The sequence below is a fragment of the Bacillus cereus group sp. MYBK5-2 genome (assembly GCF_051915685.1).
Taxonomy (GTDB): Bacteria; Bacillota; Bacilli; order Bacillales; family Bacillaceae_G; genus Bacillus_A; species Bacillus_A cereus.
Genome location: NZ_JBQAFE010000001.1, coordinates 72,133 through 85,029, shown reverse-complemented (window position 1 = coordinate 85,029; position 12,897 = coordinate 72,133). Strand labels below are relative to the sequence as shown.

The window sequence follows — 12,897 nt, the reverse complement described above, 5'->3', positions numbered from 1 at the left end:
TCTTACTTGTTTATGCTTTTTTCAACGAGTGAAATTGCATATTCCATCGTACGATTCATTGTTTCTACCTGTGTATCTTTTACTTTTACATCTTTCACTACAGCTTCTGCCACTGTAATTTTTTGACTCAGTGCTTTCACTGAACCGTCCGTTACGTTTGCAGCTTGCGCCTTTTTCACTACTACTTTTGCAGATTCAATATGAATTTGTAATTTTTCTTTCAATGTTTTCGGTTGTTCTACTACTTTAGATTGTATAAATGTTTGATTTGCAGTTTTTAATTCATTATACGCTTGAACAATTTGCTCTCCATTACTTGCTACATTTTCAAACACTTGTTTTGCATTATTATAGCTTTTCTCTAGTTCTTGAAATGCTTCCTTTGAATATTGACCTGGCTTATCACCAAATTCATACGTACCAGCTAACACTTCTTTTACTTTTCCAAGTTCTTCAAATAACGCATTTACTTGCTCTAACTTCGTACGGTTAGAAAACTCATTGTACGCTGCTAATACTTCTGAAGAACTTAACGCTTTACTATATAATTTCGCAAGCGCGATTTTACCGTTTAACGGAATACCACCATTGCCGTTACTATCAGGATCAGCTCCAAGTGCAAATGGTACATTTGGATGATACACTTTTCCTGTAGCTGGTTGGCTATTTACTTTTTTACCATCGACATAAATAGCTACTTCACTTCCGTTATACGTTCCTGTTAAGTGATATGTTTTGTTTGCTTCTAATTGAACTCCAACACGTTTATAACTGCCGCCAATGTGAGCCCATAATTCAACATAGCCGCTTCCTGTAGACTCAAATCCAATTCCACCGCTCTCTGTATTTTGCAAAATACCTTGTCCACGGATTTGATTCATTGAAAATACCGTTTCTAACGTAAATGTATTTGCTACTTTCTCTTTTTGTGCTGCTGAAAATGGAAGGTATCCAAATGTATTAGATTGTCCGTTTAACTTCATAACATTCTTTTTCAATGCTTTATCATATTCAATAGTCACATTGCCCTTCACATCACCATTTGTTCCAAATGGTGAATTGTCTTTAAATGTACCATCTGCAAAATTCACATCAAAAACATCAGCCTTTGGCACTTTTACATTCGGATCAATATCATCTTTTTTCGTAGTAATTTCTGCCGTTAACGGTTGCGCACTTTCATTACCAAACGAATCAATTGCAACGACTTCAAGTGTATATGTTTTCCCGCCATCTAACCCTGCAAGCGTAAACGTAAGATCTTTCGGCACTGGATCACGATAAAACTCTGAGAATGCTAACAATTTATTCTTTATTTCTCCCGTTTGCTTATCTCTAGCTTGTACACGGTAAGAATGAACAAGAAGGTTGTCCAACGCTTGTGGGAATGTTACTGTTGCTGCATTTTCTGTTACATTTGATACAGCAAGCTTTGCATCCTTAGCAAAGTAAGGCTTTTCTTTATCACGATCTTCTACATGTGTAAATGTTTCTTTCTTTGCTGGTAATTTAATTTTCCAAGGCTCGCCTGTCCAAGAATTTGTATGGAAATCACGGCGATTAATCGTCACTTCTTCTTCATCTACTTCTACTAATAAACCTTGGCTTAACGTACTAGCTCCTGGCGGGATATTCCCTTGTACTTTACCACCTTCAACTTCCATATAACTTACTGAAGATGTACCAACTGATGTAAAGTCTTTTTGATGTATCGATCTCGGATCATCTAACGGATAATGTGAATGACCTGAAAACGTAATAACTTGTGGGTATTCTTTTAATACTGCATTAATTTTTGCGCTATCTTGCGTTCCCCATTCTTGGCTACCGTATACTGTATCTTTAATGTGCTGATGTAAAAATACAAAAATCGGTTTTTCTGGATCATCTTTTTGTGCTTTTACCATTTCTTCTTTTAACCAATTAATTTGCTTGTCCGAATAATAGCCATGAGTTGTTCCATTCTCGGGAGACATAACAAGGAAGTGATAACCTTTTACCACTTTATGATAATAAATTGATTCCATACCTGTTTTTTCTAAGAAACGCTTCTGTGCGCCCTCTACAGATAAACCGTTCCAATAATCATGGTTACCAAGAGAATTCATTCTCACGGCATCTTTATTTGCATTTTCATTATACACTTGCATGAAACGATCATATTGCTGCACTGACCCTGTATCCGTGAAATCACCTACAATAACAAATGCATCTTGCTTTGGTGCTAGTGTATTAAATTGTTCAATCGCTCTTTTCCAGCGAAATGTATCATCTGTTCCACTGTTTTTAATATGCACATCACTTACAACTGGAAAAACTATCTTCTTCTCACTTGATGCCCTTTCTTGCTTTTTCTCTTCCGCCTTGACTGATGTACTCCACGGAAATGATACGAATGCTAATACAAAAACCATTAATAATCCAATAAGGCCTTTTACTTTTCTTAAAGCATTTCTGTCCACTTGAATCCTCCTCATAATAATTGATTCATTACAAGGGCTATTTTATCTAATACATGTTAATGTCGTTTAAATAACAAATGAACTTTATTAGATTTTTGTAAATATACAGTTAATTAGAAATTAAGTCCAACATTCCTCGTACTATTGTATACAACCACCTTTTGTCTAAAAGAGTCTGATCATTCTTTTCCTATGACTATTCACATATAATCTTTTCTATAACACTAATGATAAGTTAAGGTTTAAGCCTATTAGACAATCTTAATTTTTAATATTTCCTTCTTTTTTTAACACATCGGCCATGCTTTTACATTTAATAGTAATAAAAGACAACTTAAAAGGAGGGGGTATATTGAAGAATAAAAAAATATCGGCTGTTTCGCTCCTTTATCTATTATTTGTCCAGACCCTTGTCCACCGCCCCCTCCTCCAAATCCAAATTGCGAGCGAGTAACAAATGAATTTGCAGGGAACTTCCTCATAACTAATAACACCATCCCATCTGCCAAAGATGCATCACAATCAATGATACTATGGCAAAGTGATGGGATACTACTTATATCAGGTACTGTCTCGGTTTACAATAGTACTAGCAGCACCGAAGCAATTACAATTCAAATTGTTGGAACAGTAACCAATATTTTCACTGTGTTTCCTGGTAATACAATATCGTACACAGGAAAAGACCTACAGTCGGTCAATATTATCAATATAACAAGTAATCCTTCACTATATTTAGAAGGCAAGTACTGTTGTGAATTTACATGTTGCTTATAGAATACCAATTTCATTATTTCCTTAATATAAAAAGCATACCGTTTACGGTATGCTTTTTATGAGATTGGATAACGTACTGTAATACAAAACTCACCTTGATTAACAGTCGTTCCTGTCGTAGTAATTCGGACAGTAGTAAAATATCGGACAGTGAAAGTACCACTACTTTGTGGTTGTACAGTAATTGTATCAACTACTGTTGCACCTACTAAAAAATCAACTGTAATCGGGTTGGCACCTACATCATATTTCACGTAACCTGAACCATATACTTCTTGCGTGATATTATTTGTATATACAATTTGAGTACCAGCACCTGTAATAGACCAGTCTGTACATACTTGGTCTTGCACAAGTGTTTTATTAGAACAACAAGACAAACTGGAACTTCTCATTCCCATTTCGATCCTCTCCTATTCTGCTATGAAAGTGGATAACGTGTTGTAATACAAAATTCTCCCTGATACGTTCCAGCAGGTGTTGCAGGTAACACAACTTGTATACTATCAAAGCGACGATACGTAAAAGCAATACTCGTTCCTGGGTTTAATGTTTGTGTATCAATTGTACCCCCAGCAGAATCAAGCGCTTCTACAGTAATTGGGCCCGGTCCAACATCATATTTAACAAAACCAGTACCAACTACGTTTTGGTTGATATTATTTGTATAGAGAACATTATCAATTGCTGTTGCAACTACAGTAGCAGACCACGGACTACACACTTTATCTTGCACATAATTTTTATCTGGACAACAAGTTAATGCTGACCCTGAGCACTCACAAGACATAGTTGTTTCCCCTCTCTCTTTTATATTCCCTATATGTGTATGTCCCTCAGAGTCTTTTGCCTGTACTATTCATCTATTTTCAAAAATTTAACCTGAGTGCTAATGACTAGATAGATTCCGTTCTGTTTCTTTTTTTCATAAATTTATAGATTAATATACCACCTACAATAATAACTACGACCACTAATATCGGTAACATATATTGCCCAACAACATCCGCTGCTTTTTCCCAATGTGGACCTAATTTCATTCCAAAATAAACATACAAAGTCGTTAACGGGAACATTGCTACAAATGTATATATGCTAAATTTCCATATGTTCATTTTCGCCATACCACATGGAACAGAAATAAGCGTTCGAACTCCTGGCACAAAGCGTCCAACAAATGCTACAACCGGTCCATATTTCTCAAAGAAATCATCTGCTTTTTGAATTTGTTCTTCTTTAATGAAGAAGTATTTCCCGTATTTTATTAATAGAGGACGACCACCGTAATAACCGAGTGCATATAACGTTAAAGGTCCTGTCGTTCCGCCGAGGGTTCCGGCTAATACAGCAAGCCAAAAATTCATATCTCCCTCGTACACCCAATAACCAACCATGGGCAAAACTACTTCTGCTGGAATAAATTCAAACGTTAATGCTAACACAACTCCAAAATAAGAAAATTGCTTTAAAAACTCGATTATATCTAAAATAATTTGCTCCATATTTTCTACCTCAACTCCTATCCTACGTTTACGTTATGCTTTTCTTGTAATTGAACTGGCGCCATTTTTACAATTCGGTTCAAAATAAATAATACAATTCCAATATCATCTAAAATACCGATAAACGGTAAGAAGTCTGGAATTAAATCGAGCGGCATCGCAACATAACCAACTAAAAACGCAATAGATAAAATTTTCTTCTTTATTGAAACCTCTTTTGAAGTGAAAAAGTCAAATAGGAATGGAACAAATCGGCGAACATGAAATACAACTCTTAATCTACTAATAAGTTTTTTCATTTTTATATCTCCTCTCTTTGTATACAAAAAGGCCCCTACCAAACATGGTAAGGGTCCTAAAAAAGACAATAAGGGGCCTTTACCATTGCTGGTAAAGGTCTCACTAACAACGAAACGTTGCCAATAAAGCCGAGGGTTTCTCCCTGTAATGACGACTTTACTGTAATAAGTTACTCCCCTTTATATACACAATTTTATACAATCACATTAAAATATTTTGGAGGGCTTGTCAATATATTTTATATCCCACATCCTCCTGCTTAACATTCCGTAAAAACAAAAAACGTATAGGAAATTTCTTACTATCTCATAATATACATAATCATTTTTGAATGAAAGGAGAGGCTTCATTTGCATACCGTATGGAAAGGTGCCCTTTCACTTGGACTATTAAATATAGGAATCAAACTATACAGTGCCGTAGAAGAAAACGATATAAAATTTTTAAGTCTTCATAAAGAATGCTTAACACCTATTAAATATAAAAAATTTGCTCCTGATTGTACGGATGAAGAAATTGATGATAAAGATATTGTAAAAGCCTATGAATACGCACCTCATAAGTACATTATTATGGATGAAAAAGAATTAGCTGAATTGCAAAAAGCTCACGAACCAAGATCTATTCGTATTATATCTTTTATCCAAAATAACGAAATTGATTCTGTTCTCTACGATCGTTCTTATTTTATAGGCCCTACCTCAGGACATGAAAAATCGTATTTATTATTAAAAGAAGCACTTGAACGTACGAATAAACTTGGTCTTATCCATATTTCCATTAGAAAAAAACAACATTTAGCTATTATCCGTAACTTTGAAGATGGGCTTATATTACAAACTATTCACTACCCTAATGAAATTCGCGATATAACAAATACACCTAACTTACCAAGTAACGAAAATTATCCGATTCAAAAACAAGAACTCACAGCAGCAATCAATTTAATCCACCATCTTACAAATCCTTTTGAACAAGAGATGTATACAGATGAGTATAAAGAAGCCCTTACCGACCTAATCGAAAACAAAATTGAACAACAGGAAAAAACCGAAACAATCTCTCCAACTCCAAACATCATCAATATTATGGAGACATTACAGGCAAGTATTGAACAAGCAAAAATAAAAAGAGAAAATAAAGCAGAAAAAGAGGCCAAATAAGATTGACCTCTTTTTTCTTTAAAGCGGATTACATTTTGGCATCTCAAGTCCAGACGATTGTGCTAATTTTAATAAGTAATAACATTCTTCTCTTGCCATATGATCCGCCATTCTAGCAGATAATGCACTTAATATTTCATTCGATAACTCCAGCTCTTCAACCTCATGGAGAAAATGCGAAAATAATTTTAACTCAAGTGAAACATCTTTTGTAAACTTCTTTAATGCAGGAAAATGATGAAGCTCTGTCCGTAAATACCCCGTCATTTCAACTGCCTTTAAGTAAAATTGTTCAAAGTGCTTCGTAAATTCTTCGCTTTTCTCTTTTAATCTTTTTTCAACAAGATCTAATCCACCAGAAATAGACCCTGCATGGCCAGCCGCATCCGTTAACCAAACGAGATGATAATGTAATTCATGAAAAACAGGCGGAACTTCTCCTTTCTTTAAAAATTCTAACACTGTTATATACTCTTCTACTTCGTTTACCATATGATTGATGAAAGTTGGCGTAAAATGAATAGTGATTTTTCCCTCGAGTTGTTTCTGTATAATACTTAATTTAAACGTTCGTATTTCCTTTGCGGCTCGTTCTGCCTCTTTTGAAAACGCAATGAGATTCACATTACGAACTTTATTTAACAGATTCGTAAATGTTTCAACAAAATAAGTGGCCTTTTTTATATCCTCTTTTTCCTTCGGAGCTAATGCATCAAGTAAAAATTGCGAATGATCAGTAAGCACCTTTAGCCAAAATTGATGCTCAAACAATGCACTTTCTTCATAATTCCTCTCCACTAAATCCCCTCCGTTTATTCGTCCTTCTCTATCACTTGAATTTTATATCCATCTGGGTCTTGTACTACAATACTCTTCTCACTTTTGTTTTCTGTATATGCAATTTTATAAAACACTAACCTCTTCTTTAAGTTCTCTATGTTAGAAATTGAAAACATTAGTACATCAATCGAATCCGTAACACTCTTCTCACGCCCACCCAAACTACGATTCATTACAAAACTAACTCTCATTGAATCAGCATCATACCAAACCCCTGTTACATCTAATTGGGGTCTTTCTAAACTAGGCTTGATTCCTAAAATCCCTTCATAAAAATACAAAGTTTCCTTTAAGTTTTTCACTTCCAATACAATGAATTGTTTCACATTCTCCACATTCATTCCCCCCGTACCTATTACTTTTTTATATGTGTCATAAAGGCCTATTATGTCTGAATACAATACGTAGTAATGAACATTTAAGGAGGTTTATCCATGAATAAATATATGCGATCATTCGTGCCCTATCATAGTCCTCTCGATCCTTGTCCTCCTATTGGAAAGAAATATTATTCTACTCCTCCTAATTTATTTTTAGGTTTTCAACCGCCAAACTTACCACAATTCACACCAAAAGAAGCGCTACAAAAAGGGACTTTATGGCCAGTTTTTTATGACTATTATGAAAATCCTTATAAAAAAGGGCGGTGACTACTGACGTGACTCAATCGCTACCAGAAGAATATTATCAGCTGTTACTGGAGCTTCAAGAACTAGACTTTGTACTAGTTGAATTAACTCTTTATTTAGATACACATCCAGATGACACCGCTGCTATTAATCAATTTAATGATTTCTCCTATAAACGAAGAGTATTAAAACAAAAGATGGAAGAAAAATACGGACCACTCCAACAGTTTGGGAACAGTTATTCTAATGCCCCTTGGGAATGGAGTAAAGGTCCTTGGCCATGGCAAATATAAAGGAGAGAAACTATGTGGATTTATGAAAAAAAATTACAATACCCTGTTAAAGTAGGAACTTGTAATCCAGCACTTGCAAAATTATTAATTGAGCAATACGGTGGTGCAGATGGAGAATTAGCTGCTGCACTACGTTACTTAAATCAGCGTTATACAATCCCGGATAAAGTCATTGGCCTCCTTACCGATATTGGTACAGAAGAATTTGCGCATCTTGAAATGATTGCTACGATGGTTTATAAGCTGACAAAAGATGCGACTCCTGAACAGATGAAGGCAGCTGGTCTCGACCCTCATTACGTCGATCATGACAGCGCACTTCATTACCATAACGCAGCTGGTGTTCCATTTACTGCAACCTATATACAAGCTAAAGGTGATCCAATTGCCGACCTATACGAAGATATTGCGGCTGAAGAAAAAGCGCGTGCCACATATCAATGGCTTATCAACCAATCTGACGATCCCGACATAAATGACAGCTTACGCTTTTTACGCGAACGAGAAATTGTCCATTCACAACGCTTCCGAGAAGCCGTTGAAATTTTAAAAGAAGAACGCGATAGAAAAATATATTTTTAATACACATATCCTAGCGATATGTGTTTTTTTGCGTTAAAAGTTAAATCCTCCCTATTAAACATACAAATAGTATATTTATTCGATTTAATGCATTATTTTTTAATTTTTTCAAAATTCCCTATTGCTTTCTAGTCATCAGACCTTTAAAATAATAACAGTTACTCGACAAATTATTTGAATTTTCGACAAAAATACTCATTAGGAGGATTTTCTTTATATGCGTACAACTTTGAAACCAGCGCAAATACTTTCGATTAGTTTATTACTATTCGCAGTTTTCTTCGGTGCTGGTAATATGATTTTCCCGCCCCTTCTTGGTCTTTCTTCCGGAGAAAATATGTGGGTTTCCATTACAGGGTTTATTATTACAGACGTCGGTTTATCTTTACTTGCTATCGTTGCTGTTGCCCTTGCTGGTGGTAGTTTTAACACTTTAGCGAGCCGTGTTCATCCAAAATTCGCAGCAGTATTCGCTATCATTATTTATCTTTCAATCGGCCCACTATTTGTTATTCCACGAACTGGATCTGTATCTTATGAAATTGGGATTGCACCACTTTTCCCAGATCAATGGTATTCTATGTTAGTTTTTAGTGCGATTTTCTTTACAGTCGTTTACTTCTTATCATTAAATCCATCCAAGCTAGTAGATCATATCGGTAAAATATTAACGCCAATTTTACTTGTAATTATTGCAATTATGGCAACAAAAGCGATTCTTTCACCAGGAACGTTTGCAGAGCCTATCGGTGACTATAAAGACATCCCGTTTTTCAAAGGATTTCTTGAAGGATTTTTAACGTTAGATGCAATTGGCGCTCTCGTACTATCAACAATTGTTGTAAATGCAATTCGTCAAAACGGTATACAAGAGAAGAAATCTATCGCGAAATATACAATCATTTGCGGAAGTATCGCTGCTCTATTCTTAACAATTGTTTACTTCTTACTCGGTTATATCGGAGCTTCAAACGGAAACTTGGGACAATTCGAGAACGGTGGTCAACTATTAGCAACTGTTATGTACCAATTCTTTGGGACAAGCGGTAATGTTTTATTAAGTATCGCCATTATCTTCGCTTGTTTAACAACAGCAATTGGTGTTGTAAGTGCATTTGCCAACTATTTCGCAACAGTATTAACAAATGTTTCTTACAAAAAGCTCGTACTATACGTTTGTATCTTTAGTTTCGTTATTTCAAACTTAGGATTAAGCTTATTAATTAAAATCACACTACCTGTATTAATTATTTTGTACCCAATTACAATCATTTTAATTTTCGTATCATTTATCGATAAATATACGAAACGTAAACCTTCTGTCTACATCGGAGCAATGATCGCAGCATTCATTATTAGCTGTATTCATGCACTTGATAATGTGGGAATGATACCAAGTTTTATCGCTAATATCGTACACACGATTCCTTTTTATAACTTAGGAATCGGCTGGATCGTTCCAGCAATAATTGGTGGTATAATCGGATACTTTATTCCGCAAACAGAAGCTGAAGGTGAAGTTTCTGCAAAGTAAAAAGAAGCAAGCATGAAATCCATGCTTGCTTCTTTTTCTCTTCACATCGTATGTTTAAACGTAAACAACTCTTCCTTTGACTGTACAGCAGATTGTTCCTCTTCTACAACTTCCTTCTTTATCTCTCCCCCTAATCGAACTTTCATCATCGCCTCTTCTAGACTTTTTACAATCATATTTCCTGAAAAAATGGTAAGCCCGAAAAATGTAATTGGGACGAGAGGAATCCATGGATGCACTGTTAAAGATCTAAAATAGACTCCAATTAGCCCTGACCATTCATGTGTGTAAGATTCTATTTCTTCTATCGGTCCTAAAAACTTAACCGTTCCGCCAAAGAATATTTCTAGTAACCCTAAGTGCAGTAAAATAGTAAGAGTCTGCGTAAACTGCTGAAAAAATACAAGTATAAACGTCATATAAAGGTGCGGGAAAAGATGCTTTATAACAATATGTCTTCTCGATCCACCTAATATGCGTGCGGCATCAACAAATTCCTCCGTTCGCAATTTACGAACTTCCTTCGCAACATACAGTGCAATAACTGGCATTACAAGCATTACAAGTAAGACAACTTGAAACGAAGCCCTTTCAAAAAAGGTTGTTGTCTCCTCTCCGCTTCCAAATGCATTTGCAGATTGAAGAAAAAAATACGCAATCATAACTGTCGGAATAACTGTAAAACTATCAAAGAAAGCCTCAATTTTTGAAAATCCTCTTTTTATATACGTTCCGAGTACGACACCGAAAAACACACCTATTACCATTCTAAGTGCCGCAATTAAAATAGATATACCAATCGTCCACTTCGCGCCCTCAATGACTAAATGTAACAGGTCATACCCTTTCCGGTCTGTCCCGAGTAAAAATTGTAATGAAGGTGGAAACGGTGGCACTTGTGGATTTTCATCCGCATCATATTGCAATGTAACTTGTCTAATATGTCCATCATTCCATAACGTATTTCCGATGCTCAAAAGAACTAATAGGAGAAGAAACCCAATGCTTATCCAAAATCTTTTATCACGTTTTATATACGTCCACATATTATAATCTCTCCTTCATCGCAGCCGGAATGAGATAATGAAATAATTTAAATAAAATAAAAATCGGAATATATATAAGAAGCACACTAACGATGAAAACCTCAACTCTAATACCAAAATACGATTTCAAAAACATAAAAATACCACCCGTATTAAAAATCCATTCTATAATATATAAATTAGATAACATAAAAAAGATATTCGTTTTCGCAAAGAATAATGTACTAAGCAACACATTTCGTAAAATATGACGATTTAAAATATGAAAGCGCCCCAGCCCTTTCGCCTTAGCAAATAGTACATAATCTTTTTCTAGTTCATTTTCAAAACGAAGCACGACCATTTTTACAAACATAATCGTAGTCGGGATGCTCAAACAAAGTATCGGCAATCCTCTAATTGACTCGCCTCCAATTGAAGCAATTTGAAAAGGTAAAAAACCTGTTTGTTTAAAAAACCATATAACTAAAATTTGTGATACTAAAATAAGAAGGATATCTGGAATAGATTCTAGGAAGATAAGAAATGATTTAATTCGATGTTGTATACGCGGTGAACTACTCATAATTACATAAACAATACAAAATGCTACAAATAATGAAATAAAAAAAGCAGCTAAAAAAATAATAATCGTTTCTTTATAATGGACGAACAGCTGCGGAAATAAAAATTTACCTTTCACGTATTGCAAATTGGAAATATCCATTAAGTTCACAAACACTTCTTTTAAACTCTGTATGTACTTTGATACATCCAGCTTAAATCCATAAAACAATTTCGGCAGAGCCCCTAACATAATAATCCCCAAAATCGAAATAATAAATTGAATTGTCACTTCCATCCCATTCAGAAAAACTTTTTTGACCACGTTTTCCCTTCTCTCTCTTTATATTTTACTCTCTAATTTTATTCTTAATTTTCTGAATTGTAAATATTCAAACATAAAAAATCACTAGGTTATGATCCTAGTGATTCTTTATGCGCATGCCTTTCTCTTTTTGCAAACGCCATATACAAAATAAAACACCCAATAAGTGCTGCGAGTTCTAATGAAATAATATAGTAAGGATGCGGTCCTAACATATCGAGTAGTGAAGCTGTTTCTGGCTTATGAGCTAAAAACATATAATTACCGCCTGTTTTATAATTCACAAACGAAACAAGCGGAATCAATATGTTTAAAAATATCATCGTACGCTTAATAGATTGCAAGGTCGGTCTATAGCCTTCCACCCAAGTCATAAAGAGTGGTGCCCAAATGAGCAATATATGCGCGATAAAATATTCAATGAAACGAAAATGCGGAAAAGCATACTGCAAGTTTGGCGTTAAAATAGCTTGTGATGCACCAATAATTCCCGTGAAAAATACAATCTCATATATGCGGTAACTTTTCGTTACGATCATAATCGACGCTAATAATAAACTAATCGTACATAATTCAAACGGTAATGAAGTAGCTAGCTCAAAAATCCCCGCTTTCCACTCCCACATATGAAGCCCAATTTCACTACCTATAAATAAAAATGCAATTGCATATCGAACCGTTATATTCCACTCACTTTGACGTAATACATCTTGGTATTGATACAGAAAAAATATCCCCACCAACATAATAAATAATATAAGGGCATGTTGCCTTGAGTATGGAATAAATGGTTTTAATGGGTGTGCGCTAAAATAAGCTTCCATCTTCCTTCCTCCTTTCCTCCATACAATATTATTGTAAGAAAGAAACGACGAGTCAATTCATTTGCTTACACTAGGAC

Annotated in this window: 17 protein-coding genes; 6 read left to right on the top strand and 11 right to left on the bottom strand. The window is 35.0% G+C overall.

Annotation, left to right across the window (positions count from 1 at the left end; all coding sequences use genetic code 11):
- Positions 1-2 precede the first annotated feature (2 nt).
- Together ACTFP3_RS00580 and ACTFP3_RS00575 are read right to left on the bottom strand one after the other, a co-directional pair.
- On the bottom strand, positions 3-2,462 hold the full coding sequence (locus ACTFP3_RS00580) for a LamG-like jellyroll fold domain-containing protein (RefSeq protein ID WP_440009040.1): 2,460 nt from the start codon (positions 2,460-2,462) through the stop codon (positions 3-5).
- 287 nt (positions 2,463-2,749) lie between these two features.
- Positions 2,750-2,944 (bottom strand): hypothetical protein, encoded by a 195-nt coding sequence (locus ACTFP3_RS00575; RefSeq protein WP_368936484.1) that lies wholly within the window; start codon positions 2,942-2,944, stop codon positions 2,750-2,752.
- Between ACTFP3_RS00575 and ACTFP3_RS00570 the strand changes: the two genes are divergently transcribed.
- On the top strand, positions 2,856-3,239 hold the full coding sequence (locus tag ACTFP3_RS00570) for an S-Ena type endospore appendage (protein WP_231009435.1): 384 nt from the start codon (positions 2,856-2,858) through the stop codon (positions 3,237-3,239). The two genes, ACTFP3_RS00575 and ACTFP3_RS00570, sit on opposite strands and share 89 nt — an antisense overlap.
- A gap of 56 nt (positions 3,240-3,295) precedes the next feature.
- On the opposite strand, the gene ACTFP3_RS00565 is transcribed toward ACTFP3_RS00570, so the two are convergent.
- The 4 genes from ACTFP3_RS00565 to ACTFP3_RS00550 form a co-directional block, all read right to left on the bottom strand.
- On the bottom strand, positions 3,296-3,640 hold the full coding sequence (locus ACTFP3_RS00565) for a DUF3992 domain-containing protein (RefSeq protein ID WP_000525819.1): 345 nt from the start codon (positions 3,638-3,640) through the stop codon (positions 3,296-3,298).
- 20 nt (positions 3,641-3,660) lie between these two features.
- Positions 3,661-4,029 (bottom strand): DUF3992 domain-containing protein, encoded by a 369-nt coding sequence (locus ACTFP3_RS00560; RefSeq protein ID WP_001277540.1) that lies wholly within the window; start codon positions 4,027-4,029, stop codon positions 3,661-3,663.
- A 106-nt stretch (positions 4,030-4,135) separates the two neighbouring features.
- Positions 4,136-4,741, bottom strand: a complete 606-nt coding sequence (locus tag ACTFP3_RS00555) for a DedA family protein (RefSeq protein WP_000435023.1) — start codon at positions 4,739-4,741, stop codon at positions 4,136-4,138.
- 17 nt (positions 4,742-4,758) lie between these two features.
- Entirely contained in the window at positions 4,759-5,040 is a 282-nt protein-coding gene (locus ACTFP3_RS00550; RefSeq protein WP_000733844.1) for a YkvA family protein, read from the bottom strand.
- 351 nt (positions 5,041-5,391) lie between these two features.
- Here ACTFP3_RS00550 and ku point away from each other — a divergent pair, with 351 nt between their 5' ends.
- Positions 5,392-6,204, top strand: coding sequence for a non-homologous end joining protein Ku (ku, locus tag ACTFP3_RS00545; RefSeq protein ID WP_000557735.1), 813 nt, complete (start codon positions 5,392-5,394; stop codon positions 6,202-6,204).
- Between the two features lie 18 nt (positions 6,205-6,222).
- Here ku and ACTFP3_RS00540 read toward each other — a convergent pair whose 3' ends face one another.
- Together ACTFP3_RS00540 and ACTFP3_RS00535 are read right to left on the bottom strand one after the other, a co-directional pair.
- Complete coding sequence (locus tag ACTFP3_RS00540; protein WP_049108247.1) at positions 6,223-7,002, bottom strand: DUF2935 domain-containing protein; 780 nt, start codon at positions 7,000-7,002, stop codon at positions 6,223-6,225.
- Between the two features lie 14 nt (positions 7,003-7,016).
- The gene (locus ACTFP3_RS00535; RefSeq protein WP_171009800.1) at positions 7,017-7,445 is read right to left on the bottom strand and encodes a VOC family protein; all 429 of its coding nucleotides are present in this window, start codon (positions 7,443-7,445) and stop codon (positions 7,017-7,019) included.
- 33 nt (positions 7,446-7,478) lie between these two features.
- Here ACTFP3_RS00535 and ACTFP3_RS00530 point away from each other — a divergent pair, with 33 nt between their 5' ends.
- The 4 genes from ACTFP3_RS00530 (at position 7,479) to brnQ2 (ending at position 10,082) form a co-directional block, all read left to right on the top strand.
- Positions 7,479-7,694: a spore coat associated protein CotJA gene (locus tag ACTFP3_RS00530; RefSeq protein WP_001046257.1), complete on the top strand. Its 216-nt coding sequence runs from the start codon at positions 7,479-7,481 to the stop codon at positions 7,692-7,694.
- Between the two features lie 8 nt (positions 7,695-7,702).
- Positions 7,703-7,966 (top strand): spore coat protein CotJB, encoded by a 264-nt coding sequence (locus ACTFP3_RS00525; RefSeq protein WP_000194492.1) that lies wholly within the window; start codon positions 7,703-7,705, stop codon positions 7,964-7,966.
- Between the two features lie 12 nt (positions 7,967-7,978).
- Positions 7,979-8,548, top strand: coding sequence for a spore coat protein CotJC (gene cotJC, locus ACTFP3_RS00520; protein ID WP_000265278.1), 570 nt, complete (start codon positions 7,979-7,981; stop codon positions 8,546-8,548).
- Positions 8,549-8,765: 217 nt separating this feature from the next.
- Positions 8,766-10,082 (top strand): branched-chain amino acid transport system II carrier protein BrnQ2, encoded by a 1,317-nt coding sequence (brnQ2, locus tag ACTFP3_RS00515; RefSeq protein ID WP_001260934.1) that lies wholly within the window; start codon positions 8,766-8,768, stop codon positions 10,080-10,082.
- Between the two features lie 41 nt (positions 10,083-10,123).
- Here brnQ2 and ACTFP3_RS00510 read toward each other — a convergent pair whose 3' ends face one another.
- The 3 genes from ACTFP3_RS00510 to ACTFP3_RS00500 form a co-directional block, all read right to left on the bottom strand.
- Positions 10,124-11,128, bottom strand: a complete 1,005-nt coding sequence (locus ACTFP3_RS00510; RefSeq protein WP_153581742.1) for an ABC transporter permease subunit — start codon at positions 11,126-11,128, stop codon at positions 10,124-10,126.
- Between the two features lies 1 nt (position 11,129).
- Positions 11,130-11,996, bottom strand: coding sequence for an ABC transporter permease subunit (locus ACTFP3_RS00505; protein ID WP_000239670.1), 867 nt, complete (start codon positions 11,994-11,996; stop codon positions 11,130-11,132).
- 89 nt (positions 11,997-12,085) lie between these two features.
- The gene (locus tag ACTFP3_RS00500) at positions 12,086-12,820 is read right to left on the bottom strand and encodes a YwaF family protein (RefSeq protein ID WP_000388697.1); all 735 of its coding nucleotides are present in this window, start codon (positions 12,818-12,820) and stop codon (positions 12,086-12,088) included.
- Positions 12,821-12,897: the final 77 nt, after the last annotated feature.